This is a genomic window from Mesorhizobium sp. ESP6-5 (assembly GCF_020164695.1).
Lineage (GTDB): Bacteria > Pseudomonadota > Alphaproteobacteria > Rhizobiales > Rhizobiaceae > Mesorhizobium > Mesorhizobium australicum.
This window is the reverse complement of record NZ_JAIUGR010000001.1, coordinates 299,158-325,718: the sequence shown is the minus strand read 5'-3', so window position 1 is coordinate 325,718 and position 26,561 is coordinate 299,158. Positions and strand designations below refer to the sequence as shown.

Annotated in this window: 28 protein-coding genes, 1 other RNA gene and 2 pseudogenes; 13 read left to right on the top strand and 18 right to left on the bottom strand. The window is 63.9% G+C overall.

Going from position 1 to position 26,561, the window contains the following annotated elements:
* The first annotated feature begins 31 nt into the window (after positions 1–31).
* Positions 32–919 carry a dienelactone hydrolase family protein gene (locus tag LB524_RS01595; RefSeq protein WP_224523291.1) on the top strand — a complete coding sequence of 296 codons (888 nt, stop codon included), beginning with the start codon at positions 32–34 and terminating at the stop codon, positions 917–919.
* Positions 920–928: 9 nt separating this feature from the next.
* Here the strand turns inward: LB524_RS01595 and LB524_RS01590 are convergent, their stop codons facing one another.
* The 3 genes from LB524_RS01590 to LB524_RS01580 form a co-directional block, all read right to left on the bottom strand.
* A complete protein-coding gene (locus LB524_RS01590; RefSeq protein WP_015317245.1) occupies positions 929–1,375 on the bottom strand; it encodes a response regulator in 447 nt (148 codons plus the stop codon).
* Entirely contained in the window at positions 1,372–2,478 is a 1,107-nt protein-coding gene (locus tag LB524_RS01585) for a sensor histidine kinase (protein WP_167331122.1), read from the bottom strand. The genes LB524_RS01590 and LB524_RS01585 overlap by 4 nt, the downstream gene beginning before the upstream one ends.
* 185 nt (positions 2,479–2,663) lie before the next feature.
* The gene (locus tag LB524_RS01580; protein ID WP_224523290.1) at positions 2,664–3,587 is read right to left on the bottom strand and encodes an EamA family transporter; all 924 of its coding nucleotides are present in this window, start codon (positions 3,585–3,587) and stop codon (positions 2,664–2,666) included.
* 89 nt (positions 3,588–3,676) lie between these two features.
* Here LB524_RS01580 and LB524_RS01575 point away from each other — a divergent pair, with 89 nt between their 5' ends.
* Positions 3,677–4,156, top strand: coding sequence for an Lrp/AsnC family transcriptional regulator (locus LB524_RS01575; RefSeq protein WP_140615683.1), 480 nt, complete (start codon positions 3,677–3,679; stop codon positions 4,154–4,156).
* Here LB524_RS01575 and LB524_RS01570 read toward each other — a convergent pair.
* Both LB524_RS01570 and LB524_RS01565 read right to left on the bottom strand, forming a co-directional pair.
* On the bottom strand, positions 4,153–4,350 hold the full coding sequence (locus LB524_RS01570) for a hypothetical protein (RefSeq protein WP_015317249.1): 198 nt from the start codon (positions 4,348–4,350) through the stop codon (positions 4,153–4,155). The two genes, LB524_RS01575 and LB524_RS01570, sit on opposite strands and share 4 nt — an antisense overlap.
* Before the next feature lie 237 nt (positions 4,351–4,587).
* Complete coding sequence (locus tag LB524_RS01565; protein WP_141907117.1) at positions 4,588–5,067, bottom strand: thioesterase family protein; 480 nt, start codon at positions 5,065–5,067, stop codon at positions 4,588–4,590.
* 161 nt (positions 5,068–5,228) lie between these two features.
* Here LB524_RS01565 and LB524_RS01560 point away from each other — a divergent pair, with 161 nt between their 5' ends.
* On the top strand, positions 5,229–6,644 hold the full coding sequence (locus LB524_RS01560; protein ID WP_224523289.1) for an FAD-binding oxidoreductase: 1,416 nt from the start codon (positions 5,229–5,231) through the stop codon (positions 6,642–6,644).
* 47 nt (positions 6,645–6,691) lie between these two features.
* Positions 6,692–6,961, top strand: a pseudogene (locus tag LB524_RS01555) (hypothetical protein); the annotation flags it as partial.
* Between the two features lie 19 nt (positions 6,962–6,980).
* Here the strand turns inward: LB524_RS01555 and LB524_RS01550 are convergent.
* Entirely contained in the window at positions 6,981–7,967 is a 987-nt protein-coding gene (locus LB524_RS01550) for a Dyp-type peroxidase (RefSeq protein ID WP_140714632.1), read from the bottom strand.
* A 132-nt stretch (positions 7,968–8,099) separates the two neighbouring features.
* Between LB524_RS01550 and LB524_RS01545 the strand changes: the two genes are divergently transcribed.
* Entirely contained in the window at positions 8,100–12,128 is a 4,029-nt protein-coding gene (locus LB524_RS01545) for an AsmA-like C-terminal region-containing protein (protein ID WP_224523288.1), read from the top strand.
* A 9-nt stretch (positions 12,129–12,137) separates the two neighbouring features.
* Here the strand turns inward: LB524_RS01545 and LB524_RS01540 are convergent, their stop codons facing one another.
* The 3 genes from LB524_RS01540 to LB524_RS01530 form a co-directional block, all read right to left on the bottom strand.
* Positions 12,138–13,055, bottom strand: coding sequence for a sigma-70 family RNA polymerase sigma factor (locus LB524_RS01540; protein WP_140789253.1), 918 nt, complete (start codon positions 13,053–13,055; stop codon positions 12,138–12,140).
* Positions 13,056–13,088: 33 nt separating this feature from the next.
* Positions 13,089–13,394, bottom strand: a complete 306-nt coding sequence (locus tag LB524_RS01535; protein ID WP_140660943.1) for a hypothetical protein — start codon at positions 13,392–13,394, stop codon at positions 13,089–13,091.
* 117 nt (positions 13,395–13,511) lie between these two features.
* Entirely contained in the window at positions 13,512–13,940 is a 429-nt protein-coding gene (locus LB524_RS01530) for a MarR family winged helix-turn-helix transcriptional regulator (protein WP_181166287.1), read from the bottom strand.
* 166 nt (positions 13,941–14,106) lie between these two features.
* Between LB524_RS01530 and LB524_RS01525 the strand changes: the two genes are divergently transcribed.
* Positions 14,107–15,903, top strand: a complete 1,797-nt coding sequence (locus LB524_RS01525; RefSeq protein WP_140726185.1) for a chloride channel protein — start codon at positions 14,107–14,109, stop codon at positions 15,901–15,903.
* A 2-nt stretch (positions 15,904–15,905) separates the two neighbouring features.
* Here the strand turns inward: LB524_RS01525 and LB524_RS01520 are convergent, their stop codons facing one another.
* The 4 genes from LB524_RS01520 to LB524_RS01505 form a co-directional block, all read right to left on the bottom strand.
* Positions 15,906–16,130 carry a ribbon-helix-helix domain-containing protein gene (locus tag LB524_RS01520; protein WP_015317259.1) on the bottom strand — a complete coding sequence of 75 codons (225 nt, stop codon included), beginning with the start codon at positions 16,128–16,130 and terminating at the stop codon, positions 15,906–15,908.
* On the bottom strand, positions 16,127–16,327 hold the full coding sequence (locus tag LB524_RS01515) for a DUF4169 family protein (protein ID WP_224523286.1): 201 nt from the start codon (positions 16,325–16,327) through the stop codon (positions 16,127–16,129). The genes LB524_RS01520 and LB524_RS01515 overlap by 4 nt, the downstream gene beginning before the upstream one ends.
* 11 nt (positions 16,328–16,338) lie before the next feature.
* Positions 16,339–16,875 (bottom strand): SspB family protein, encoded by a 537-nt coding sequence (locus LB524_RS01510; RefSeq protein ID WP_023782673.1) that lies wholly within the window; start codon positions 16,873–16,875, stop codon positions 16,339–16,341.
* 146 nt (positions 16,876–17,021) lie between these two features.
* Positions 17,022–17,711, bottom strand: a complete 690-nt coding sequence (locus LB524_RS01505) for a TetR/AcrR family transcriptional regulator (RefSeq protein ID WP_224523284.1) — start codon at positions 17,709–17,711, stop codon at positions 17,022–17,024.
* 184 nt (positions 17,712–17,895) lie between these two features.
* On the opposite strand from LB524_RS01505, the gene LB524_RS01500 reads away from it, so the two are divergent.
* Positions 17,896–19,101, top strand: a complete 1,206-nt coding sequence (locus tag LB524_RS01500; RefSeq protein WP_224523282.1) for a multidrug effflux MFS transporter — start codon at positions 17,896–17,898, stop codon at positions 19,099–19,101.
* A gap of 105 nt (positions 19,102–19,206) precedes the next feature.
* Here LB524_RS01500 and LB524_RS01495 read toward each other — a convergent pair whose 3' ends face one another.
* The 3 genes and pseudogenes from LB524_RS01495 to ssrA form a co-directional block, all read right to left on the bottom strand.
* Complete coding sequence (locus LB524_RS01495) at positions 19,207–19,644, bottom strand: VOC family protein (protein WP_140726196.1); 438 nt, start codon at positions 19,642–19,644, stop codon at positions 19,207–19,209.
* 89 nt (positions 19,645–19,733) lie between these two features.
* A pseudogene (locus LB524_RS01490) lies at positions 19,734–20,301 on the bottom strand (AAA family ATPase).
* Between the two features lie 106 nt (positions 20,302–20,407).
* Positions 20,408–20,768, bottom strand: a transfer-messenger RNA (tmRNA) gene (gene ssrA / locus LB524_RS01485).
* Between the two features lie 168 nt (positions 20,769–20,936).
* On the opposite strand from ssrA, the gene LB524_RS01480 reads away from it, so the two are divergent.
* Together LB524_RS01480 and LB524_RS01475 are read left to right on the top strand one after the other, a co-directional pair.
* Positions 20,937–21,248, top strand: coding sequence for a DUF2853 family protein (locus LB524_RS01480; RefSeq protein WP_015317265.1), 312 nt, complete (start codon positions 20,937–20,939; stop codon positions 21,246–21,248).
* Positions 21,249–21,421: 173 nt separating this feature from the next.
* Positions 21,422–22,216, top strand: coding sequence for a thymidylate synthase (locus tag LB524_RS01475; protein ID WP_140726216.1), 795 nt, complete (start codon positions 21,422–21,424; stop codon positions 22,214–22,216).
* An 11-nt stretch (positions 22,217–22,227) separates the two neighbouring features.
* Here LB524_RS01475 and LB524_RS01470 read toward each other — a convergent pair whose 3' ends face one another.
* Positions 22,228–22,437, bottom strand: coding sequence for a molybdopterin-binding protein (locus LB524_RS01470; RefSeq protein ID WP_224523279.1), 210 nt, complete (start codon positions 22,435–22,437; stop codon positions 22,228–22,230).
* Positions 22,438–22,590: 153 nt separating this feature from the next.
* Here LB524_RS01470 and modA point away from each other — a divergent pair, with 153 nt between their 5' ends.
* The 4 genes from modA (at position 22,591) to LB524_RS01450 (ending at position 25,656) form a co-directional block, all read left to right on the top strand.
* Entirely contained in the window at positions 22,591–23,385 is a 795-nt protein-coding gene (modA, locus tag LB524_RS01465) for a molybdate ABC transporter substrate-binding protein (protein WP_015317268.1), read from the top strand.
* Positions 23,386–23,426: 41 nt separating this feature from the next.
* The gene (modB, locus tag LB524_RS01460; RefSeq protein ID WP_023782669.1) at positions 23,427–24,131 is read left to right on the top strand and encodes a molybdate ABC transporter permease subunit; all 705 of its coding nucleotides are present in this window, start codon (positions 23,427–23,429) and stop codon (positions 24,129–24,131) included.
* On the top strand, positions 24,128–25,240 hold the full coding sequence (gene modC / locus LB524_RS01455; protein WP_224523277.1) for a molybdenum ABC transporter ATP-binding protein: 1,113 nt from the start codon (positions 24,128–24,130) through the stop codon (positions 25,238–25,240). Before modB ends, modC begins: the two co-directional genes overlap by 4 nt.
* Positions 25,241–25,314: 74 nt before the next feature.
* Complete coding sequence (locus LB524_RS01450) at positions 25,315–25,656, top strand: winged helix-turn-helix domain-containing protein (protein WP_015317271.1); 342 nt, start codon at positions 25,315–25,317, stop codon at positions 25,654–25,656.
* Between the two features lie 103 nt (positions 25,657–25,759).
* Here LB524_RS01450 and cobF read toward each other — a convergent pair whose 3' ends face one another.
* On the bottom strand, positions 25,760–26,521 hold the full coding sequence (cobF, locus tag LB524_RS01445; protein ID WP_224523274.1) for a precorrin-6A synthase (deacetylating): 762 nt from the start codon (positions 26,519–26,521) through the stop codon (positions 25,760–25,762).
* Between the last annotated feature and the right edge of the window lie 40 nt (positions 26,522–26,561).

Sequence of the window (26,561 nt, the reverse complement as noted above, 5' to 3'; positions counted from 1 at the left end):
CACCGCAGTCGCGACGAGATCGGGGAAGCCCATGGCCGACGTCACCACCAAACCCGTCATCACCCAGGCGATGATCGATGCCTATGACGAATACACGCATCTGACACTGGATCGCCGCCGCTTCATGGAGCAACTGACCAGGCTTGCCGGATCGGGCGCGGCGGCCGCCGCGATCGCGCCGATGCTGGCGGCGAACTCGGCCCAGGCGGCGATCGTCGCCGACAACGATGCCCGCGTGAAGGGCGAGGACATCACCTATCCCGGCAGCGGCGGCGAGATGAAGGGCTATCTGGTCAGGCCTGCGGACCAGGCCGGCAAGCTCGGCACGGTCGTCGTCATCCATGAAAACAGGGGACTCAACCCGCATATCCGCGACGTCGCCCGGCGCGTGGCGCTGGAAGGGTTCGTGGCGCTCGCGCCGGATTTCCTGTCGCCGCTCGGCGGCACGCCCACTGACGAGGACAAGGCGCGCGACATGTTCGGGAAGCTCGACCCGGCGCAGACCGTGGCCAATGGCGTGGCGACGGTCGCCTTCCTCAAGGGCGACAAGGACGGCAACGGCAAGGTCGGCGCCATCGGCTTCTGCTGGGGCGGCGGCGCGGCCAACATGCTGGCCGTCAATGCGCCCGACCTTGCCGCGAGCGTCGCCTATTACGGCATGCAGCCGAAGGCCGCCGACGTCTCGAAGATCAAGGCCGCGTTGCTGCTGCACTATGCCGGCCTCGACGAGCGCACCAATGCCGGCATCGATGCGTTCAAGAAGGAACTCGATGCCGCGCATGTCGAATACACGGTCTATGTCTATGAAGGCGCCAACCATGCCTTCAACAACGACACCTCGGTGGCGCGCTACGACAAGAAGGCGGCCGACCTCGCCTGGGGCAGGACGATCGCCTTCCTCAGGCAGAAGCTGGCATGACCATCGCCTTCAGGCCGCCGGCGCCCAGATCGTCTTGAAGGCCGGCGACAGGGTGAAGCCCGCCGGGCGCTCCGATTTCGGCGGCGGGCGCCGCACGCCTTCCTGCAAATAGCGCAGGGCAGAGGTCAGCCCGTTCATCGTGTAGGGCTTGGCGATGACGCCGATCGCACCGGCGAAGTGGTCGGGGATGCGCTTCGGGTTGGCGGTCATGAAAATGACCATCGAGTTCTTCCTGTCGCCAATATATTCGGCAACGTCGATGCCGGTCGGGCCGTCGGTGAGATGGATGTCGACAAAGGCGATATCGGCCTGCGTGGTATCGACCATGTCCTTTGCTTCGGCGAGCGATGTTGCCCAGCCGACGACGCTGTGCCCGGCGTCCTCGACCAGGCTCTCCAACTCCATGGCCAGCAGCGCCTCGTCCTCGACGATCAGGACCTTGAGCGGTTCAATCATGACAGGTTCCCTTTGTGCTGTGGTCCATTGGGCATCGAGATGACAACGCGAGTGCCGGGACCGGCATCGCGCCACTCGATGTCGGCACGCAATTGGCGGGCAAGCGACTTGATCAGCCGCATGCCGAAGGAGGCGTCGCCATTGGCGCCCGCCATGCCGACGCCGTCATCCGAGACCTCGATGTTCAAATGGCCGTCCGGCTGGCTCATCTTGATGCCGATGCTGCCCGATCTCGTGCCGTCGGGCCTTTCCTTGAAGGCATGCTTGAGCGCGTTGGTGACGAGTTCGTTGACCATCAGCGCCACCGGCGTCGCCTTCTCGGCCGGGACGACGACTGGCTCGAGATCGAGTGTCGGGTTGATTTCCGAACGTCCCGAAGCAGTCAGCAGGTCGGAGATGAGATCCTTGGCGAAGTCGGAAACATCGAACTTGCTGACATCCTTGGACTGGTAGAGCCGGCGGTGCACGGTGCTGAGCGCCTCTATGCGCTCCAACATCGTGCCAAGCGAGCGCTTGAGGTTCGCGTCGGAGACGGTGCGGCTCTGCATGAGGATAAGCGAGGAGATCATCTGCAGATTGTTCTTCACCCGATGATCGACCTCATGCAGCAGCGTGGTCTGCGCCTCAAGCGCCGCTTCGAGCTCAGCCGTGCGTTCCTTGACGGCCTTTTCGAAACGCTCCTTGTCCGCGGTGATGCGATTTTCCCAGAGCTTCCGGTCGGAAACATCGAGTTGCGAAGCGAAGAAGAACTGCATTTCGCCTTTGTCGTTGGAGACGGGGCTTATGTAGAGCGCGTTCCAGAAGGTCGACCCGTCCTTGCGGTAATTCAGGATATCGACACTGATGTCGGTTTCATCGGCGATCGCGGCGCGTATCTGAGCGATAGCTTCCTTGTCGCTCTCCGGCCCCTGCAGGAAGCGGCAGTTCCTGCCGAGAACCTCGTCGCGCTCATAACCCGTCAGGCGCAGGAAGGCGTCGTTTGCAAAGACGATCGGATTGTCCTGCCGGCGCGGATCGGTAATGATCATCGACATGCGCGTGGCGCGGATGGCCGCCGCGAAGGGGTCGCCCTTGCCGTGCTCGACATGAAGGTCGTCGGTCATATGCCATGCGTCCGCCGGCTCCCTGGTCCGTTTCCGTTCCATAGCGTCGCTCCAAGCCATTTTTCGCGGGAGACAACGGCTCAAAGTAGAATTTGGTTTCAATCTCGGCTGGCCTGTCGCAGTTCGTCGCAGGCGGGAACCGATGGAGGCTTTCCGCAACCGACCGCGAGGAAGGGGTTTCCCGGCTAGCCAGCCGAGGCCGGCCTGTGAAGCGCAACGCCGGCCACGACCAGCGCGATGCCGAGGCAATCGGACGGACCGGGTACCTGGCGCAGCACGACGACGCCGATCAGCGTTGCGGTGACCGGCAGCAGCGACAGCATCAGCGCGAAACTCGCGCGCGGGAACCGCGCCATGGCGAGCTGGTCGCATACGTATGGAATGACCGACGAGCAGATGCCGACGCCGATGGCAGCGACGAGCAGCGGCGGCGACAAAAAGGCGGGCAGGGCGTCGGTGAAGCCAACGGGCAGCACGACGACGAAAGCGACCGCCATGGCCGCACCCAGGCCGGCGATGCCGTCGCCGGCGCCCGCGCGGGCGACACGGTGGCCAAGCACGATGTAGCCGACAAAGAGCGCGCCGTTGAGGAACGCCCAGACCAGCCCGACCGGGTCGCTTGACCATTTGACGTCGATCAGCAGCAAGGTGCCGGTCACGGCGACGGCAAGAGCGGCCAGGTTGCGGGCCGTCCTGAGGCCGGCGAGCGCGACGCCGATGGTGCCGACGAATTCGATCGCCGCAACCAGCGAGATCGGCAGGCGGTCGAGCGCCAGGTAGAACGAACAGTTCATCACCGCCAGGCAAGCACCGAAGGCAACGAGCAGGAGCCGCGTCGGAGGATCGGCGCTGGCGAAGGTTCGCCATGGGCGGGTCAATGGCGCGAAGACCAGCGCCGCGGTGGCTATGCGCAGCCAGGCCATGCCGAGCACGCCGACTTGCGCAAAAAGCAGCACGGCGAAGGCCGGGCCGAGATAGTGGAAGACAGCGCTGACAGCGAACCAGATATGAGGCGGCAATCTTGTCGCGAGCCCGGCGAGCGCGGGGCCGGCAAAGGCCGGGGTGGCAGCGGCAGGGCTGGTATGCGGGGCTTGCCTCTGGTCATCCATGGGATCAGTATCGTAGCCGATCCTCCCTATTCATATGGATGATGACCAGCTTGACCCATCATTCCTTTCCCGGAAGCAAGGAGTTTTCCATGAAACGCCTTCGAAACGAAAATGCCGACATCGACGCGGCCGACATGAAGATCCTGCGCCTGCTGGAAGAGGACGCGCGCATCAGCACCGCGGAGCTGGCCCGTTCCGTCGGCCTGTCTGCGCCGAGCGTGGCGGAGCGCATCAAGCGGCTGCAGGAGAACGGCGTGATTGAGGCCTATTGCGTCAGGATCAACCCGGCGGCGCTTGGCCTGAAACTGTCCGCGTGGCTGCGCATCCGGCCGGTGCCTGGGCAATTGTCAGTCGTGGCCGAGATCATCCGTGAGTTGCCGGAGATCGCACAATGCGACCGGGTGACCGGAGAGGACTGTTTCATCGCGCTGGCGCATGTCGGCTCGGTCGCCGAACTCGAACGGGTGATCGACCGCATCATCCCCTATGCGATGACCAACACGGCGATCATCCAGTCGTCGCCGGTGATCGCGCGCTCGCCGCTGGCGGCGATCAGGCAACGGCGCTAAGCGTGGCCGCGCTTCAGGCGGGCGCGCTTCAGGATGCTGCGCCAGCGGATCATGTCGAACGGGATCGGTTCGTTGTTGTTGGCGATGTGAAAGATCTCGTTGTCGACATTCTTGAGCGAACGCCAGAAATCGTAGTCCGATATGCGCGGATCGGCCGCCAGCCTGTCCACCTCGACCTTGATGTCGGTTTTCATGCACGTTCCTCGAACCGGCTTCGCCGCGCCGCCCGCTAAAACAACCCTGTGCGGACGTTTTCGACCGCTCCGCTGAGTCGTTCAACGGCTCAAATGGCTTGTTCCCGTTAAATCCTCGGTAAGGTTAATGCGGGTGCGAGGTGGCTTCAAGCACGCGTGCCAGCCGATTTGAGGAACCCGGCGATTTTGGATCGCGGGTGTGGCATTGAGGCCAGACCCGGTCGCCTGGGCTTCGCCCTATTTGCGCTTGATGCCGATCGAACGGCCGGCGCGCTCGGGCATCGGGAGCACGGAGTGGGCGGCGCGCATGGCTTCGATCCTGGCCAGTACATCGGCGGGAAAGGGCGCCACCTTCGGCCCCGACATGTCGACATGCAGCGACAAGGTCTCGGACGTGGCGGCGAGCCAGCCGTCGACATGGCGGATTTCCTGATAGGCCCGCAGCCGCTTCTCGTCATGGTCGATGAGCTGGAAGGAGACCGTGACCTTGTGGTCGAGATGCAGCTCCCTGACGTAGCAGACATGGACCTCGGCGGTGTAGATGGTGAGCCGCCGCTCTTTCACATAGTCCAGACCCATGCCCATCGCCTCGAAGGCCTCGTCCGAGCAGCGGTCGAACAGCACGTTGTAATAGGCCATGTTGAGATGGCCGTTATAGTCGATCCAGTCCTTCTCGATGTCCATGGGCCTGGAGACGAAGGGGGCGGGAATGGACATCGAAACTTCCTTGTTCTGGTGCTGGACAGAGTAGCCGGTGAGTGTCTTTACATTCTGACGCAATTTCGGATGGAAAACCGCTTCACACTTTTCCTGAAATTGCTTTAGGCATCCATACTCGCATAACAAGCGTGGGCGCTGGTCCATTCGCGGAGGAATTTATGGCTCTGAGCGACCTCAATCCGGTCGAACGCAACGAGGAAGGCATCGCGGCGGTGCTTGGCATCCTCAAGCAGCGGCTGGGCGAGCGCTTCCAGACCGGACAGGCCATCCGCTCGCAGCACGCGCATACGACCACCTATATTCCGACGCAGGCGCCCGACGGCGTCGCTTTCCCGGAGACGACGGCCGAGGTGCAGGAAATCGTGCGTGCCTGTGCCGCACACCGTGTGCCGGTGATCGCGTTTGGCGTCGGCTCGTCGCTCGAAGGCCACACCAATGCGCCGGGTGGAGGCATTTCGGCCGATACGTCGCGGATGAACCGCATTCTTTCGGTCAATCCGCAGGATCTCGACTGCACGGTGGAGCCGGGCGTCACGCGCGAGGACCTGAACCGGCATCTGCGCGATACCGGCCTCTTCTTCCCAATCGATCCGGGCGCCAATGCCTCGCTCGGCGGCATGGCGGCGACGCGGGCGTCCGGCACCAATGCGGTGCGCTACGGGACGATGCGCGAGAACGTGCTGTCGCTGACCGCCGTCATGGCCGACGGCGAGACGGTGACGACCGGCAAGCGGGCGAAGAAGAGTTCGGCCGGCTACGACCTGACCCGGCTGCTGGTCGGCTCCGAGGGCACGCTTGGCATCATCACAGCACTGACCTTGAAGCTGCAAGGCATTCCGCAGGCGATCTCGGGCGGCGTCTGCCCGTTCCCGAGCGTCGAAGCGGCCTGCAACGCCGTCATCGCGACGATCCAGATGGGCATTCCGGTGGCGCGCATCGAACTGGTCAACGCGCTGCAGATGCGGGCGATGAAGACCTATTCCAAGCTCGATTATCCCGAGAGCCCGTGCCTGTTCGTCGAGTTTCATGGCAGCGACGCCGGCGTTGCCGAACAGGCGGAGACCTTTGGGATGATCGCGGAAGAAAATGGCGGCGGGCCGTTCCTGTGGACCAGCGTTGCCGAGGAGCGCACCAAATTGTGGAAGGCCAGGCACGACGCCTACTGGGCGTCGCTGACCTTGCGGCCGGGCGCCAAGGGGCTGTCGACCGATGTCTGCGTACCGATCTCGCGCTTTGCCGAATGCGTCATGGAAACCGAGGCCGACATTGCCGAGATGGGACTTATCGCGCCCATCGTCGGCCATGCCGGAGACGGCAATTTCCACGTGCTGGTGCTGATGGATGTCAACGATCCCAAGGAAATCGCGCTGTCGGAAAAATTCGTGGCACGGCTCAACATGCGGGCGATCGCCATGGAGGGTACCTGCACCGGCGAGCACGGCATCGGGCAAGGCAAGATCGGGTTCCTGCGCCACGAACTCGGCCATGGCGTCGACATCATGCGCACGATCAAGCAGGCGCTCGATCCGCAAAACATCATGAATCCGGGCAAGATCCTGCCTGACGCGGGCTAAGGGCATCGCGAACAGCGCGTCTTGACCGCGCCGCCATTCGGGTCGAGGCGGTGCTGGCCATGGCGATGCGGCGGCTGAACGGCGAGGCCGAACGGCGGCGCCAACTGGCGGCCCGCACTTCGCTGGTCGACAATGCGCGCAAGGCGCTGGCCTTGAAGCAGAAAGCTCCGGACGGTCCCACGCACAATTCGCGCACCGCCCACGAGGGCATGCGGGCCGTGGCCAACCAGAAGGTTCCAAATCTTGTTCGGCCGGCCGAACTCGGCCGCCAGCGCAAGGCGGCCAATGTGGCGCAGGCGAAACGCGACGCACGCTAAGGGGCCGTCAACCGCCGCTCTACCCTGCAGCGGAAAGCTGCTCCCGGGCGTCCTGCGCAAGCGTCTGCAGCATGGGGCGGGTCGGGGCGAAGAAGGTCGTGCCGGTGTGCGGCGTGGAGACATCGAGCAGCCGGTCGTAGGCGCCGGGCGGGTCGCCGACATACATGCGCTGCAGCATTTTCTCCGTGACCCAGAGATATCTGCTGTAGCCGATGAAGTAGGTGCCGAATTCGTTCTGCCCGGGCCTGCCGAACGGCATGTTGTCACGCAATATGTCGTGTTCGTTGCCGTCGGCATCGACCACGGTGGCCAGCGACTTGTGCGATTTGCGCGGCGCGTCGTCATCGTCGATTTCGATGTTGTCGATCTTAGTGCGGCCGATGATCGCCTCCTGCTCGGGCGTGGGAATGCGCGCCCAGGCCTGCATGTCGTGCAGATATTTCTGGACCACGACATAGCTGCCGCCGGCGAAATCGGCATCCTCGTCACCGACCAGCGCCGAGGCGGGCAAATCGAGGCCGGCCGGGTTGGCGGTGCCGTCGACGAAGCCGAGCAGGTCGCGGGCGTCGAAATAGCGAAAGCCGATCACTTCGTCGACGACGCTGACGCCGGGACCAAGCCTGTCGAGCAGGATACGCTCGAATTCGAAGCACATGTCGGGCCGCTCGGCGCGGATGTGAAAGAGCAGGTCGCCCGGTGTCGTTGGCGCCGAATGGACCGCGCCCTTGATCGGCGCGAACGGCTTCAGTTCCAGCGGCCGCCGGCCGGGGCTGAGCCGGTCCCAGAGATCGCGGCCGATGCCGGCGATGCAGGACAGGCGCCCGCCGAGATCGCGGAATCCGACAGTCTTGACCAGATCGTCGAGTTCGCCGAGCACGGAACAAACCCTGGCCAGAGCCGGCTGATCGCCGGCGACGATGCCGACAAGGAAAATCGCCGACTGCGATAGCGGGGCATCGACACTCTGCGCATCGATCGGCACGCGATCCCAGTTCTTGCCCGACATCCGAGAATCTCCGCTTTTCCCGGATTTGTTTCAGATCGTCCGACATGACGCAACACGGGATGAATTGCCTCTTTATCGACACGCGGATGCGGGTAGAGTGCGGCGGAATTGCAATCAACCTGTTCGGAGCTGATGCTCGCACGCCTGTTCGTGATCTTCGGTGGCCTGTTCGTGCTGGTGCTGCTTGCGGCGCTGGTGGTGCCGCATTTTATCGACTGGACTGGCTACCGCGCCGAGTTCGAGCGCGAGGCAAGCGCCATCCTCGGCCGCAAGGTAACCGTGCAGGGCGACGCCACGGCAAGGCTGCTGCCGTTTCCCTCGGTGACCTTTTCCAAAGTCGCCGTCGCCGGTGGCCCCGACGGTCAGCCGGCCATGACCGTCGAGACGTTTTCGATGGACGCGGAACTGGCACCCTTCCTGCGCGGCGAGGTGCTGATCTTCGACATGCGGCTGGTGCGGCCGAAGGCGACCATCGACATCGCCGCCGACGGAACCGTCGATTGGGCCATGCGCCCGTCCTCGCCCTTCGACCCCGGCCAGGTCTCGATCGAGAAACTGACTGTGACGGAAGGGCAGATTGAACTGCGCCATGCCGCCGGCGGCCGCACCCACATCTTTTCGGAGATCAACTCGACCATTTCGGCCAAGTCGCTGGCCGGTCCGTGGCGCATGGATGGCACGTTGCGGCTGGACGGGTTGCGGACCACGGTCGCGGCGTCGACCGGCAAGGCCGAACCCTCCGGGCAGATGCGGTTACGGGTGAAGGCGGATCCCGACGCCTATCCGCTGGTCATCGAGACCGACGGCAATGCCGGCATCGTCAACGGTGCCGCCGTCTATTCCGGCCAGTTCAAGATTTCGGGCGCGGACAAGGATAGCGCGGGCAAGAATTCAGCCGAGTTGCGCGGCACGGACGGCGAGACGGTGAAAGTCAGCACCGGCAAGTCCGATCCGGGCTTCCGGCTTAACGGCAAGTTCTCGCTCGATCACCAGAAGCTTGGCGTCGACGAATTCCGTTTCGAGACCGGTCCGCTCGACAATCCCTACACCGCCGATGGCAAGGCCTCGGTCGATTTCGGCCAGAAACCGAGTTTCGCCATCGAGGCGAATGGCGCGCAGGTTCAGTTCGACGAGGCGGTGGGTGCCCAGGCGGGTACGGGCCTGACGCTGGATCAGCGCATCGCCGGGTTGGAACAGGCGCTGCTCGATCTGCCGAAGCCGACCATTCCCGGCACGGTCGAGGTCAAGTTGCCGGCGGTGGTGGCCGGCGACACGACGGTGCGGGATGTTCATCTTTCGGCCGAGCCGGTCGGTGACGGTTGGTCGGTGAAATCGCTGGCCGCGACCTTGCCCGGCCGCACCAAGCTGGAAGCCGATGGCAATGTCATGCTCAACGTACAGGGCCATTTCGGCTTTACCGGCTCGTTGCTGCTGGCCGTGGCGCAGCCTTCGGGTTTTGCCGCCTGGCTGTCGAAGGATGTCGACGAGGCGATCCGCCGTCTGCCTGCCGCCGGTTTCAAGGCCAAGGTCGATCTCTCGCAAAATCATCAATCCTTCAGCGATCTCGAACTGATCCTCGGCAAGGCGAAGTTTTCCGGCCGCATTGATTCCAGCCAGCCCGAAGACGCAAAGCCATCGGTGCTGATGCGGCTCGAGGGCGGCGATCTCGATGTCGATGGGCTGGCGGCCTTCGCCTCGATCTTCGTCAGCGACAAGGGAGCCAATCGTTTTGCCGACAGCGACCTCGATTTCCAGATCAAGGCCGGCCCTGTCAGCGCCGGCGGCTTGACCGCCGACACGGTCGATACCGCGCTCAGGCTGCGCGACGGGCTGCTCGAAATCGACCGGCTGTCTGTCGGCGGGCTGGCCGGTTCCTCGATCAGCGCCACCGGCCGCATCAAGGATTTTCCGGCGAGCCCGACCGGCAAGCTGGACGCCTCGGTGGTCGCGGTCGACCTCAAACCGCTGATCGATGTCGCAGCACGGCACTATCCGGACAATGCCGTGCTGAAGGGGCTCGCAGACCGCGCCGCAGCCTATCCCGACTTGTTCCAGGACGCGCGCGTCGACCTCGTGGCCAGTGCCGCCGACAATGGCGACGGCACCACGGGCCTGGCGGTGAGCGGGCAAGGCAAGGCCGGTGGCTCGTCCTTTTCGGCGTCGCTGTCGGGGAAGGGCGCGGTGGACAGGCTTGCCGACGCGCCGGTGACACTGACTTTCAATGCCAGGAACCCGGACGCAACCGCCTTGCTCGCGCTCTACGGCCTGCCGGCGCTGCCGCTCGGCATGCTGGGTGAAGCAAGCACCGACATCCAGGCCAAGGGCACGCTTTCCGGCGGTCTGGCGACGAGCTTCAGCCTTGCCGGCAATGACTTCAAAGCCGGCTTCGAGGGGATGGTCGCCGACACGCCGCAAGGCCCGACGGCCAAGGGCAAGATCAACCTCGACGCCTCCGACATCGAGCCGTGGCTGATGACGACGGGCATCGGCCTGCCCGGCATGGGCGCCGGCATGTCGACATCGCTGGCCGCGCAGGCCGATTACGGCAATGGCCTGCTGGTGCTCTCCGGGCTCAGCGGCGCCATCAACGAGGCGGCTGTGTCCGGCGACATCAACCTCGATGTCAAGCAGGGGGTCGACGGCAAGGACGGCGTGCCGCATCTGGCTGGGGCGCTGGCGCTCGACGAACTCGACCTCGATCCGATGGCGGTGGCGCTGTTTGGCGATTCCGCTTTTCTCGTGGACAAGAACGGGTCCGACAAGAGTGACAATGCCGACAAGAATAACAGGGCCGACAAGAATGACAGGGCCGACAAGAATGATAGGGCCGACAAGAATGACAAATCCGGCGCGTGGCCGTCGGCGCCGTTCAGCCAGAAGTCCAGCCTGCCGTTCACGGCCGAACTCGACCTGACCACGGCTTCGCTGACCGTTGGCCCGCTCGCCACCGCCTATGACGCGGCACTCTCGCTCAAGCTCGACCCGGAAGGCATTCGGGTCACCGATCTCAAGGCCAAATTCCTCGGCGGGGCGCTCTCCGGCCTGTTCGAGCTGAAGAACAATGACGGTACCGGGCTTTTCACCGGACAGATGAAACTGGCGGGTGCCGATCTGGCTGATGTCTTGCCGGATGCGGGCATCGGCGGCAGCGGCGATTTCTCGACGACGCTGTCGACCAGCGGCAAATCCGTCGACGCGATGATTGCCGCTCTATCGGGATCCGGCACGGCGACGCTGAAGGGCTTGCGGATCGCCGGCGTCAATCCTGACGCGTTCGGCGCATTCCTGGCCAAGGCGGATGCGATCGGACGCGATATCGACGCCGCCAAGACGGCTGGTTTCGCGCCTGACATAGCCGCCGACGGCAGCTTCGCCGCCGGGAATGCCGAGGTCGCCTTCACGATTGCCGGCGGCACGCTCAGGGCGCCGCCGATCAGCCTTGAAAACCCGGCGGCGACCTTGTCGGCCGACATCATGGCGGATCTCAACGCCGGCACGGTTTCCGCCAAGGGCGCGGTCACCTATCGGCCCGGCGACGAAGCGCTGGTCGGCTCCGAGCCGGCCGTGAATTTCACCGCCGAGGGGCCGTTCGGTGCCGTGAAACGGCAGTTCGACAGCGAGCCCCTGGCGCAATTCCTGACCCAGCGTGCGCTGGAAAAAGAACAGCAACGCGTCGAGGCGATGCAGGCCGCGCTGCTGGAGAAACAGCGGCTGCGACGCGAAGTGCGCTATTACGCGGCGCTTCAGGATGCCCGCGACAAGGCCGCGGAGGAGCTGCGCCAACAAGAGGAAGCGGCGCGCCTGAAGGCAGAGGCCGACGCCAGGGCGAAAGCGGAGGCCGACGCTCAGGCCCAGGCCGACGCGGATGCCAAGGCGAAGGCCGACGCGGAAGCAAAAGCCAAGGCGGATGCCGAGGCCAAGGCGGCGGCGGAACAGCAGGCAGCGGACGAGGCGGCCAAGGCGCAGGCCGAGCAGGAGCGCCAGAAGGCGGAGGAGGCGATGCGCATTGCCTCCCAGGAAAAGGCCAGGCTCGAAGCCGAGCGCAAGGCGGCGCAACAGGCACCCAAGGCCGAGCAGGTGCCCGCCAACGACAATCCGCCTCCAGCCAAGCCGAAAGCCAATCCGTTCACGGTCGACAATCTGTTGAAGTCACTGCAGTAGGCAGCAGGGCTAGGCTTTCCGGTTGGTCACCCGCCGGGCAATCGTCTCAAGAACGAACGTTTCGGCGCCGTCGGCGACGTATCTGGCGTGGCGGAAATCGCGGATGGCGGCAAGCTTGCCGCCCTGCCAACCCAGCAGGATGAAGTATGCCGGCGCTGCCGTCGGGTCGTTGGGATCGCGCACGAGGATTGCCGGACGGTCCTCGACGAAACCAGGCTGGAAATGCCAGTCCCGCACCCGGGAATAATTGCCGAAATAGGTGGCCACCTCCTTGCGGCCGTTGAGCCTTGCCCTGGCCACCAGTTCCAGCCGCACTTCGTCGGCCAGCATGTCTCGCACGGCGTCGAAGTCGCGGGCGTTGAAGCGATCGACATAGGCGTCGAGCAACAGGCGCTCCGACGCACTCAGCCTGGGAACAGGACGATCGTCCTGTTCGTCGGCGAGCTCACGCAGCCGGCCACGGCCACGATGCAGCGCTGCCTTGATCGCGGGGATGCTGGTGTCGAGCATGGTGCTGATTTCCCGCAGCGAATAGCCCAGCACATCCATCATGATGACGCTGCTTCGCTGCGCGACGGGAAGGCGCATGAAACTGTGCAATCCGGCTGCCGCAGCCTGCCGCTCGGCGATGGAATTTGCCGGGTCGGCGATCATGTCCGGCTCCTCCTCGGAGAAAGTCTTCTCACGGGCGCGGCGGCGCAAAAAGTCGAGCGCCGCATTGTGGGCGATGCGAAACAGCCAGCCTTCGGGATTGGCGATCGGGACGGTGCCGGCCAAGGCCTCGAATGCCTTGGCCAGCGCCTCCTGCACGACGTCCTCGCCATCGATGACCGAGCCTGTCATCCGGGCGCAGTAGCGATGCAGTTTGGGGCGCAATTCGCCGAACAAGCGGTCGAAAGGCTCTGGGATCTCGCCTGGATTGTTCATGCACCGGCCGTTCTTGACATGGTTCTATTCAGGCTACTCGTCCAGCATCCGATAATGGCCCACCACTGTCATCACGTCACGATGCGGAGGGTCGACGCAGCGATCCCTGATGCCACTCTGAAAAGCCTGGAAGGCGGCAAGCCCTGTGATGAGGTCGGCATGCCCGTCGGTTTCGGTCTCGACGAGATGGACGAAAGTGCCATTGCCGGAGCGCCAGGTCATGTAGCGAACGCCTTCCGGCGATTTGCCGCGCAGTTCCTCGAACACTGCCTTGACGAGGCGCTCGTTCTCGTCGGCCCGGTCCGGCTTCGTCTTGTAGCGTATCAAATGGCGTTTCATCGCATTGGCTCCCTTGGCTGTCGCCTGTCCAAGACGCCGCGGCCAGGCCAAAGGATTCGGATTCCGGAAAAATAGTCCGGTGAAAAAAATAGTTCGGTATCGGCCCGATGCTGGACGTCAGTCCTGGCTCCGGTCGAGCAGGCGCCGCAGCATGGGTTCGATGCGCGAGAGCTCGTCGAGATGCGCGGCCGACAGTTCGGCCAGGCAATCGTCGGCGCGTTCGGTCAGCCGCAGCAGCACGCGGCGGTGGTCGTCCTTGTCCTGGTCGCGTGCGACCAGTCCTGCCTCGCCGAGACGGTTGACCAGTTCGACGGCGCTGTGGTGACGGATGCGCAGGCGTTCCGCCAGGTCGCCGACCGTCACCGGCCCGCCGCCGGGATATCCCTTGATCGCCAGCAGCGCCTGGTGCTGGCGCGGGGTCAGGCCGGCGTCCTCGGCCTGCACCTGGCTGAATTCGAGGAAGCGGCGGATGAGGTAGCGGAACTCGGATAGCCGCTGGTAGTCGGATTGCCTGATGGCGGGGCGTGGTGTCTTGGGCTGCGTCATGTCGGAGATGTCTTCGTTTTCCGGTGAAAGCTCAAACGAAATTTCGAGCGAAAGCCGCTTGAACAGATATATCGTGTTACGATACATACCCGGCCGACAACCGGCTGGCCACTTCGACCGTGCCGCAGAACTCCAGACACGGCCGCCGCCAGGAAGCAAAGCCACCATGAAGACCCATAACTCCAATCCCGATCATCTCCGGGATTTCACCACGGATGCCCGAGTGCTGCTCGTCGCCGCGATAGCGGTGGTGGTGGCGACCGCCGGGCTGTTTGCCGGCATCGCGCTTCTGAAGCTGATCCGGCTCGCCACCAACATCGCCTATTTCGGCCAATTCTCGCTTGCCGAGCTGAAGCTGCAGGATACGCCGCTCGGGCTTGCCGCCGTCATCGTTCCGGTCATCGGCGCGCTCATCATCGGCCTGATGGCGCGCTACGGCAGCGAGAAGATCCGCGGCCACGGCATTCCCGAGGCCATCGAGGCGATCCTGCTTGGGCGCTCCAAGCTCGATGCCAAGGTGGCGATCCTGAAACCGCTGTCGTCGGCGATCTCGATCGGCTCCGGCGGGCCGTTCGGCGCCGAGGGTCCGATCATCATGACTGGCGGCGCCATCGGCTCGTTGATCGCGCAGATGCTGCCGGTCTCGGACAACGAGCGCAAGACATTGCTGGTGGCGGGAGCGGCGGCCGGCATGACCACCGTGTTCGGCACGCCGATCGCAGCCATCATGCTGGCGGTCGAATTGCTGCTGTTCGAATGGACGCCACGCAGCTTCATCCCCGTCGCGGTGGCGGCCATCGTGGCCGAGGTGGAGCGCACCATGCTGCACATGCCAGGGCCGATCTTTCCGTTCGCGGGCAACATGGCTATCTCCTTCGTCGGCCTTGGCGGCTGGGTGCTGGTCGGCATCTGCGCCGGCCTGTTGTCCGGGCTGCTGACGCAGATGGTCTATGCCTGCGAGGACGGCTTCCAGAAGCTGCCGATCCACTGGATGTGGTGGCCGATGCTCGGCGGCCTGGTGGTCGGCATAGGCGGCTTGATCGACCCACGGGCGCTCGGCGTCGGCTATGACAACATCGCCGACATGCTGGGCGGCCGCACGATCGCCACCGCGGCGTTGCTGCTGCTGGTGGTCAAGGCCATCATTTGGTCGGTTGCGCTCGGCTCGGGGACTTCGGGCGGCGTGCTGGCGCCGCTGTTGATCATGGGGGGCGCGATGGGGGCGGTGCTTGCCGGCATCCTGCCGGCGGCGGACCCGGGCTTCTGGGCACTGCTGGCGATGGCCGCCACCATGGGCGGCACGATGCGCGCGCCGCTGACAGCCACTTTCTTCGCCGTCGAGCTGACCGGCAACACGCATGTGCTGGTGCCGCTGATCGCGGCTTGTGCCGCGGCGCACGCGGTCACCGTGCTGCTGATGAAGCGTTCGATCCTGACCGAGAAGATCGCCAGGCGGGGGCACCATCTGGTTCGCGAATATCGCGTCGACCCCTTCGCGCTGACCAGGGTGCGCGAGGTGATGACGGCGCAGGTCGAGAGCGTGCCGGCAACGATGACGCTGCATGGTGCGGCCGCCTTCCTGACCGCGCCGGAAACCCGGCATCCGAGTTTTCCCGTGGTCGATGAAAACAGGCAGGTGCTTGGCCTCATCGATCCGCCGGCGATCCTGCGCTGGCGCCGTGCCGGCAAGCACCGGACGACGACACTCGGCGAGCTGCTGGCTGGAAGCAAGGTGACGCTGGCCCATCCCGACGAATATCTGGAAGGCTTGTCGGACAAATTGCTGACCGCCAATGTCTCGCATCTGCCGGTCGTGGCGCGTGAGGATGGAAGGTTGGTCGGCTATGTCGGCTGGAAGGATCTGATGCGCGTGCGCTCGCGCAAGCAGGCCGAGGAGCGTGAGCGCTCCACCTTGCTCGGCTTCGGGCGCGGGAAAAAGGCGGATCCGGTCGAGGGTGCGTAAGTTCAGGCGCTCGTCGCGCGCTTCGCCCACTCCAGGACATGCAGCCTGAGCGCCGAGGACAGGTTGGTGTCACGGGGCCGGGTCTCGTCGATTTCGGCGACAAGGGCGGCGAGCGTCAGCTTCCTGGTCGCCGCGATGGCGACGAGATCGTCATAGAAGGGCTTTTCGAGGGAATAGCTGGTGCGATGGCCGCGAATGGTCACCGAGCGTTTTTCGACGGCGCTCATTGATCGTCAGGCAGGGTGGGCTTTTTTTCGCGATGATGGCCCGCGACAAACCTTTCGCTCTTGTCGGCGATCAGGCGGTCGCGTTCCTTTTCGGCCTTGGTGCGACCGTGCAAGGCGCGATTGCGGCTGGCCGTTTGTGCCTTGTCGTCCCGCGCCTTCTGCTTGCGAGCCTGGCGGAGATTGACGATGTCGGCCACGGACCGCGAGCCTATTTCTTGCGGAAGGCGTCGAGCGAGACCACTTCGGCGCCCTTGGTGCCGGCATCCGCGGCGGTTGCCTTCTTCTCCGCCTCGGCGGCGGCCTTCTTCTCGGCCTTCGGCTTCTTCTCTGACACGATGGTCAGCGGCTCAGGCGCCGGTGCTGCCGGTTCCTCGTCGGGCTGCGCATCGGTCTTGACGTCGAATTCGAGCTCGAAATTGACGGAGGGGTCGTAGAAGCCGCGCACGGCCGAGAACGGGATTTCCAGTTTTTCCGGCACGTCGGAGAAGGAGAGACCGACCTCGAAACCGGTGTCGGTCACCTTCAGGTCCCAATACTGGAACTGGATGACGATGGTCATCTGCTCGGGATAGCGCTCGCGCAGCCGCGACGAGACGCGCACGCCCGGCGCGCCGGTCAGGAAGGTGATGAAGAAATGATGGTTGCCGGGGAGGCCGGTGCGCGCGACCTCTGCCAGGACCTTGCGCATGACGCCGCGCAACGCCTCCTGGGCCAGAATGTCGTAGCGGATGTGGTCGTCGGCCATGAGGTGGTCGGGTTCCGTTGAATCGTCCGCATAGCTGTAATCAAGCTTGGGCGCGGCGTAAACCTGATATAGACCGCCGCCGCGCCGAAGCCAGGACTATTGCAAACGATTTGATCGGCAAGGCGGCTTGGCGGCAACGCCAAATGTTATGCGTTAGCCAGCGCAGCGTGTCTTTTGACGCTGGTCGGGGAAGGGCGCTTGCCGAAAGCGCGCAGGAAGGTGCGCACGCCGTTTGTCGCCGATTGCACCACCTCGTCCTCGCCCGGCGTGCCGCCAAGCATGAAGGTGGTCTGCAATTCGGCATTGACGAGGCCGAGGAACTGGCGCGCCGCGACGTCGGGATCGTCGATCGCGAGATAGCCGCCATAGGCAAGGCGGGCGAAGCGGGCGGCGATCGCCGGCCATGTCCTGCCGGGTCCCTGTTCGCGCCATTCGGCAAAGAGCTCGGGATAGCGCTCGCCCTCGGTCTGGATCAGCTTGCGCAGGAATTTTCCGTCGCGGTTGCAGATGCAGTTCTGGTTCAGGCGCACGGCAAAACCGATCAGGTCGGCCTCAAGATCCCCAGGCTGATCGGGGAAGGTGGCGATGGTGGCGAAAATGCCGGCGTTGCAGCGCTCGGTCAGGTCGCGCACCACCGCGATGAACAGTTTTTCCTTGTCGCCATGGTGGTTGTAGACCGTCTGGCGCGACACGCCGGCCTCAACCGCGATCAGGTCGATATTGGCGCCGGAGAAGCCTTCGCGGCAGAACACGCCGGCAGCGGCGTCGACGATCGACAGGCGCTTGGCCTCGTGGCCGCGTGGCGGGAAAGTGTCAGGAGAAACGCCCGGTCTCATGAAAATCTATATAGAGGTGATTGACGATTTAGACAAGACTGTCTAAATTTGTGGACACGATATAAGGGGATTTCGCTCCGGAGACGAATAAATTTGCTCCAAGAGTAGGAAACCCACGGGATGGAACGTCCTAGGGTCAGACGTCGCCTGGCGGCGGCAACCAGATTCGAAAGAAGCCAATATCATGAGCCCCAAATTCCTCCGCATCGCGGTCGTGCTCGGCCTGTTGTCCGCCATCGGCCCGTTCGCCATCGACATGTATCTGCCCGCTTTGCCGTCGATCGGCACCGATCTGCATGCTGGCACCGCCGCCGTGCAGATGAGCCTTTTGATCTTCTTCCTGTCGATGGGCTTCGGCCAGATCGTCGTCGGGCCGATCTCAGACATGGTCGGCCGCAAGCTGCCGCTCTATGGCGGCCTGGCGCTGTTCATGGCCGGCGGCATCGGCTCGGCAATGGCGCCGACCATCGAGTGGCTGATCGCCTTCCGCTTCCTGCAGGGGCTTGGCGCCAGCGCCGGAATGGCCATTCCGCGTGCCATCGTGCGCGACCTGCACACCGGCAACGAGGCCGCCAAGCTGATGTCGCTGCTGATGCTGGTGTTTTCGGTGTCGCCGATCCTGGCGCCGCTGACCGGCAGCCAGATCATTGAGAATTTCGGCTGGCGCGCCGTGTTCTGGACCGTGACCGGCGCGGCGGTGCTTGCCACCATCCTGCTCGCGACCTCGCTCAAGGAGACACGGCCGGCGGAAGAACGCGTCGGGTCCTCCTTCGGTACCGCCCTTGCCGGCTACCGCTTCCTGATGGGCGACCGTAATTTCCTCGGCCTGGTGGCGATCGCCGGCTTCGGCATTGCGAGCTTCTTCGTCTATCTGTCGAGTTCGTCCTTCATCCTGATCGACCATTACGGGCTGTCGCCTTCGGTCTACAGCGTCTTCTTCTCGATCAACGCGGTTGCCTTCATCGGCATGTCGCAGTTGACGGGCCTGCTTTCCGAACGGTTCGGACTGAAGCGCGTGGTGTGGGTGGCGGTGACCGGCTACGCGACGACGATGGTTGTGCTGTTCGCGATCATGGTGACGGGCGTCGATCGGCTTGACGTGATGACGGCCCTGCTGTTCGTCGGCTACGGCTTCCTCGGCTTGGTCATCCCGACCACATCGGTGCTGGCCATGGAAGAGCATGGCGAGATCGCCGGCACGGCGTCGGCGCTGATGGGCACGCTGCACTTCGCCATCGGCGCGCTCGCCATGGGCGTCGCCGGTGTGTTCTTCGACGGCACGCCGCTGCCGATGGTCGCCGGCATCACGCTCTGCGCGGTGATCTCGTTCGCACTGGCGAAAGTCACGCTTGGCCGTTCGCGCGAAGCGGTCGAAGCGCCGGCGGAGTAAGCACCTTTTCCAATAAACCAGGGGAGGCCGGGTCGATCCCGGCCTTTTTTGTGTTGAAGCCGGCGTTTGCCCCCGGGTTGAAGACCGCGCTCTGGCTGCTGACGCTCAGCTGAGTTCCTGGGCGAGCCCGATGAGAAGCCCTTCAGGCCCACGGATGTAGCAGAGCCGGTACACGTCCTTGTACTCGACCACTTCGCCTACGAGTTGCGCGCCGCGCGTGCGGAGCCTTTCAAGCGTGTCGTCGATGTCGTCCACGGTGAACATGACGCGGAGGTAGCCCAGGGCGTTGACCGGGGCGGTCCGGTGATCCGCGACGACAGGCGGCGCGAGGAAGCGGGAGAGCTCCAGCCGGCTGTGGCCGTCCGGCGTGCGCATCATGGCAATCTCGACATGCTGGTGGCCCAGTCCGGTGACGCGTCCGGCCCATTCTCCTTCTACCGTGGCCCGCCCTTCGAGCTCGAGGCCGAGTTCGCGAAAGAAATCGATCGTCACTCCAAGGTCTTCGACGACGATTCCTACATTGTCCATCCGCTTGAGCGCCATGTTTCCGATCTCCATGGGGTGTGGTTTCAGTTTACAAGGTATCGCCTGGTCCACCAACGCACAGGAAAGGCCGGACCCGTCCGACCTCTTTATGTCCGCGATGTCAGCGGCAATCCAGCAGCGTCGAGGAGGAAGCGTACACGCTCTTCGACTGGGGCCAGCGGCAAGGTCACCAGTTCGTAGCCGAGTGCGGCATAGACGCCGGCCACGGACTGGCAAGTGCGCTCGGCCTCGTCGAGGGTTTGCTTGCGTTCTTCGTCCTGGGTGAAGATCTCCGGCCATGGCGGGGCGACGAAGACGCGACGCGCATAGCGGAATTCCGTGGGCGGCACTGGTGAGGTGATCCGGCACCGGCAGGCCGCAGAGCCTGAGATAGCCGATCGTGTCCGGCACGCCGCGATCAAAGAAGACCGGACCGGCCAGCTCGCGGACCGCACGGTACGAGCGCATTTCCCACGACAGCATCAGTTCGGCGAACAATGCGCGATCGCTCCAGGGCAGGGCGGTTCCACCAATGGCGGATTGGTCGCGGATGATGCCGCGCCCGGCCTCGGCGGATGTCGCAAAGCCCGCCTGCCGCAAGGCTTCGATCAAGGTGGTCTTGCCGGAACCGGGGCCGCCGGTCAGCACGAAGAATCGATCGGAATTGTTTTGCATTTTGTCCATGGAGAAAGGGCACGCAACGCAGCGGCTTCGCAGCCGTGGACGTGCGAAGTCTTGACGGCAGGAACCGTTGTGCGTCACGCAAAATGAAAGGGGGAGAAGTGGAGGTTTCTGTTGCCAGGTACCTCCGAACCCCGCCTAGAAGTGCGAACCCCTAGGGCTTGATTTGAAGCTATCGCACTGCATTAAGCAGCGAGACGTGCTTCCGCATAGTTGTCGTTGGCAACTATAAGTTTAGCCCGATGACGGTGGTACAATGCCGGGCAAAAGTACGATCTTTACACCTTCGTCGATCCTATTTCGCCCCCAGCAAAAACCGCTCTGTCCTCAACAGCGGCTTTTGGTGGAGGCGCCGGGTACCGCCCCCGGGTCCGAACGGCTTATTTCATCGCCCATTTATCGCCATAGTCGGTCAAGCCGACAAAACGAATATAGGGGGGCTTGCGCGGAAATGAAAGGCCGCAATGGTGCTTTGTCCCTGTGTCAAATTGCGACGCGAAGGGTTGACTTGGGCGCGGTCTCAACCGAAGCTTTGCGGGCGGTGAGGAGTTACCGACCTAGCGCACAAGTTGCGAAGCGCGCCACAGCCCTCATCGATCGGATCCGTGGCGCCGACGAGGGGAATTCTGATGGCCGACTATCTTGCGGATGTGAAGAAATATGACGCCGCGGCAAGCGCCGATGCGGTCGAAAAAATCGTCAAGCACCTGGGCATTGCGCTGAGGAACCGCGATTCCTCGCTGGTGTCCTGCACGGATCCGAAGGAATTGGCGCGGGTCAAGGAGAGCTGGGTGGCCAAGAAGCTCGGCGTCAGCGACGGGGCGAAAGCCGACGCCGCGATCGAGAAGACTTGCAAGGCGATGCACGCCGACAACACCAAGAACCGCGTGACCTTCTACTATCTGGTGGCCAAGGACCTGGGCAAGCTCGGCTCTCTCTGAGACCTTTGGTTACTTCATCCTGGCGGCCGGTTGGCGATTTCCGCGCTTCCGGTTCGCCGGTGAGGATTCTGGGCGGGCTTCGTCCCTGCTAAGTGGGGACGATCTCAGACAAGCGTGGCGTCAGCGCCTATATGCGCTATGATCGGAGAGATCCCGAATCGAGCCCGGAACCGATGCGCCAATATCTCGATCTCCTGCAGCATGTGCTGGACAACGGCGCCGATCGTGGCGACCGCACCGGCACCGGCACGCGCTCCGTCTTCGGCTACCAGATGCGCTTCGATCTGGCGCGCGGATTTCCGGTCACCACCACCAAGAAGCTGCATCTGAAGTCGATCATCCATGAACTCCTCTGGTTCCTGGCCGGCGACACCAACATCAAGTACCTGACCGACCACGGCGTTTCGATCTGGGATGAATGGGCCGACGAGAATGGCGATCTCGGCCCGGTCTACGGCAGGCAGTGGCGATCCTGGCCAGACGGCCATGGCGGCTCGATCGACCAAATCGCCAATCTTCTCAAGGAGATCCGCCGCAATCCTCAATCACGGCGGCTGATCGTCTCGGCCTGGAATCCCGCCGAGGTGGAAGCAATGGCGCTGCCGCCTTGCCACTGCCTTTTCCAGTTCTACGTGTCCGAGGGCCGGCTTTCCTGCCAGCTCTACCAGCGCTCCGCCGACATCTTCCTCGGCGTGCCGTTCAACATCGCGTCCTACGCGCTGCTGACGCTGATGGTGGCGCAGGTGACCGGGCTGAAGCCGGGCGATTTCGTCCACACGCTTGGCGACGCGCATCTCTACTCGAACCATTTCGAGCAGGCGCGCGAACAGTTGCGGCGCACGCCAAGGACCCTGCCGACGATGTGGATCAATCCTGAGGTGAAGGACCTTTTCGCCTTCCACTTCGAGGATTTCCGGCTGGAAAACTACGTCGCCGATGCGTCGATCAAGGCGCCCATCGCGGTCTGAGCCGCGGCTTTTCAGTCGATGCCGACCATCACGTCCGAGGCCTTGACCACGTCGTAGGCCTGCTTGCCCTTTTCGAGCTTGAGGTCGGCGGCAGCTTCATTGGTGATCGAGGCGGTGACGATGATGCCGCCGCCGATGTCGATGCGTACATGCGAGGTGGTGGCTCCCTTGACGATTTCGGTGATCGTTCCCTCGAGCACGTTGCGGGCGCTGATCTTCATTGCAGTTCCTTTCGCGGCGGCGGTCTTATCAGAACAATCATGCAGCGCCGGATCGAGTTTCAGCCGGCCGGGCCTTCCCTTGTTATATCCATGCGGATATATCGGTCTACAGGCTTCGAGCCAACCGGAGTTTGAACCCAGGGAGAGTTTTCGATGACACGCAAAGGTTTCGGGTTGAGGATGATCGCCATTGGCGGCTTTGCGGCGACATTGATGGCGGCAATGCCGGCAGCGCACGCGGAAGACAAGGTCGTGGTGTTCGCGGCGGCCAGTCTCAAGGACGCGCTCGATGCGGTGAACAAGGCCTGCGAAGCCGATGTCGGCGAGGCCGCGACCGTTTCCTATGCCGCGAGTTCGGCATTGGCCAAGCAGATCGAGGGTGGGGCGCCGGCCGACGTCTTCATCTCCGCCGATCTCGACTGGATGAAATATCTCTCCGACAAGAAGCTGACCAAGCCCGACACGGAAGTGAAGCTGCTGGGCAACGAGATCGTGCTGGTGGCGCCGAAGGATTCGACGGTCGAAACCAAGATCGAGAAAGGCTTTGACCTCGCCAAGCTCGTCGGCGATGGCAAGCTTGCCATGGGCGACTTCAAGGCCGTGCCGGCCGGCAAGTACGGCAAGGCGGCATTGGAATCGCTCGGCGTCTGGTCCTCGGTCGAGGGCAAGGTGGCACAGGCCGAGAATGTCCGTGCGGCGCTGAAGCTGGTTTCAACTGGTGAGGCCGCCCTCGGCATCGTCTATGCCACCGACGCGCACGCCGAAAAGGGCGTCAAGGTGGTCGGCACCTTCCCCGAGGATTCACATCCGCCGATCATCTATCCGGTTGCCCAGACCGCCGATTCGAAGGACAAGGATACGCTGGCCTTCCTGAAGTGCCTGCAGTCCGCCAAGGCTGGCGCGCTCTTTAGGGAACAGGGTTTTACCGTGCTCACGCCCAGCAACTGAGTCGGCGAGCAACTGAGTTCGAAAAGGCCCGATACCGCACTATGAGCTGGCTGCTGGACCTCACTCCCGACGAATGGAATGCGGTCCGGCTGTCCATCAAGGTGGCGACGGTGGCGATGCTCGCCAGCCTGCCGCCGGGCATAGCGATCGCGCTGCTGCTTGCCCGGGGGCAATTCTGGGGCAAGACGCTGCTCAACGGGGTGGTGCACCTGCCGCTGATCCTGCCGCCCGTGGTGACCGGTTATCTCCTGCTTTTGACGTTCGGCAAGCGCGGCCCGGCCGGTGCCTTCTTGGCCGAGCATTTCGGCATCGTCTTCTCGTTTCGCTGGACGGGTGCCGCCCTTGCTTGCGGTGTCATGGGCTTTCCCCTGATGGTGCGGGCGATCCGGCTGTCGATCGAGGCGGTGGATCGCAAGATGGAGGCGGCGGCGGGAACGCTCGGCGCCAACCCGCTGTGGGTGTTCGGCACCATCACGCTGCCGCTGATCCTGCCCGGGCTGATCGCCGGCGCCATCCTGTCCTTCGCCAAGGCGATGGGCGAGTTCGGCGCGACGATCACTTTCGTCTCCAACATTCCTGGCGAGACGCAGACGCTGCCGTCGGCGATCTACACTTTTACCCAGGTGCCGGGCGGCGACGAAGGGGCGCTGCGACTGACGCTGATTTCGATCGTCATCTCGATGGCGGCATTGGTCGCATCGGAAGTGCTGGCGCGGCGGGTCGGGCGGCGGATGGACATCGAATGAGCGTCCTTGTCGACATCGGCCACCGGCTTGGCGATTTCGCCATCGATGCCCGCTTCGAGAGCGCCGGACGGCTGACGGCGCTGTTCGGGCCGTCCGGTTCCGGCAAGACGACGCTGATCAACATGATTGCCGGGCTGATCCGGCCGGACAAGGGGCGCATCGAGGTCGATGGCCGCGTGCTGGTCGACGCGGGTGCCGGCATTTTCGTGCCAAGGCACAAACGCCGCATCGGCATGGTGTTCCAGGATGCGCGCCTGTTTCCGCATATGAGCGTGATGAGCAATCTGTGCTACGGTCGCTGGTTCACGCCGGCGGCGGAACGCTATGCGGACATGGACGCCGTTGTAGAATTGCTGGGCATCGGCCCGCTGCTTGGGCGACGACCGGCAAAACTCTCGGGCGGCGAGAAGCAGCGCGTGGCGATCGGCAGGGCGCTGCTGGCCAGCCCCAGACTGCTGCTCATGGACGAGCCGCTGGCCTCGCTCGACGAAGCGCGCAAGGCCGAGATCCTGCCCTATATCGAGCGGCTGCGCGACGAAACGAAGATCCCGATCGTCTATGTCAGCCATTCGGTCGCCGAGGTGGCGCGGCTGGCGAGCCACGTCGTGATGCTGGCGCGGGGCAAGGTCACGGCCAGCGGCCCGACCGACGCTGTCATGCAAAGGCTCGACCTGTTGCCGGTGGAAGAGCGCGGCGAGGGCGGCGCCGTGCTGGACACGAAGGTGCTGCGTCACGAGGAGGCTTTTGGGATGACCGTGCTCGGCTCGGCCGCCGGCGAGATCCGCGTGCCGCGTCTTGGGATGAAGGCCGGGGCTCCCGTGCGTATCCGCATTCGCGCTCGCGACGTGATGATCGCCGCGGAGGAACCGACGGGCCTCAGTGCCCTCAACATCCTGCCCGGCACGATCGTCGCGATCAGTCCCGGCGAGGGGCCGACGGTCGAAATCGGCATCGACTGCAATGGGGCAACGGTGCTCGCCCGCATCACGGAACAGTCGCGGCAGGCGCTGAAGCTGCGGCTCGGCGGCAAGGTTTTCGCGGTGGTCAAGACCGTGAGCTTCGATCGGGGAAATACCGGCGCCGGTCTGCCGCTCGACGTCGATGGCTGACAGCGGCGGTGATCGGCGCTATATTGTTTTGGAATAACGGTCGCCGAAGCTGAAGCGGTCGCGGAGGAGCAACAATGCCGTCGCTGAGCTTGCGGATAAATCTCGATCCGGACGGGCGGATCGGTCCTGGCAAGATTGAGCTTCTGGAGCACATCGCCACCTTCGGTTCGATCTCGGCCGCCGCGCGCGGCATGGAGATGTCCTACAAGCACGCATGGGACCTGGTCGAGGACATGAACCGGGTGTTCGGCAAGCCGCTGGTGGCGGCGCAGACCGGCGGCCGCAAGGGCGGCGGCGCGCAACTGACGACCGTCGGCCTGGCCGTGGTCAGCCGTTTTCGCGCCATCGAGCGCGCGGCGAGTGCGGCCGCGGCGACGCATATGGACGCGTTGCAGTCGGAGATTGAGGCGGGATAGGGGAGTAGTGAGTAGTGAGTAGTGAGTAGCGAGTAGTGAGTAGTGAGTACAGCCTAGTCCCTACTGACTACTGACTACTGACTACTGACTACTCACTATTCCACTACTCCGGCTTTCGCAGCAAATACGTATCCATGATCCAGCCTTTCTTCCGGCGGGCTTCGTCGCGGCGCTTTTCGATGTCGGCGCCGACATCGCCAAGGCGGCCGGAGATGATGATCTCGTCGGGCGTGCCTAGGTAGGCGCCCCATTGGATGAAAAGGTCCTGGTCAGCCAGCGTGTTGAAGGCGCATTTGCCGTCGAGCATGACGACGGCGCTGCCGGCATTGTCCGGCATGCCTTCCTCGGTCAGGCGGCGGCCGGTGGTGATCAGCACGGGATCGCCGATGCGGTTCAGCGCCGTTTTGTGGCTGGCTGCCAGCGCCTGGACGGCCGTTATACCGGGGATGACTTCCAGGTCGAATGCAACATTGCCCCTCAGGCGCACGCGCTCGAGGATGCGCAGAGCGCTGTCATAGAGCGAAGGATCGCCCCAAATCAGGAAGGCGCCGCAGCCATCACCGGAGATCTCGTCGCGGATCAGTGCCTCGTAGATGGCGGCGATGGCTTCATGCCAGTCGTCGACGGTCGAACGATAGGAAGAGGTTGGTTCGGCACGCACCGGCACGTCGAACTCGACCCGGCGTGAGGCCGGGTTGGTGACGAAGCGGTCGCAGATGCCGCGCCGCAGGTTGGCAAGGTCGGTCTTGTCGGTGCCCTTGTCGGGAATAAACAGGACGTCCGCCCTGTTCAGCCCTGCTATGGCCTGGACAGTCATGTGGTCGGGATTGCCGGCGCCGATGCCGATGACGAGAAGCTTGCGCATGGCGCGAACTCCTGCCCCATCGGAACCTGTTAGTCCAGAC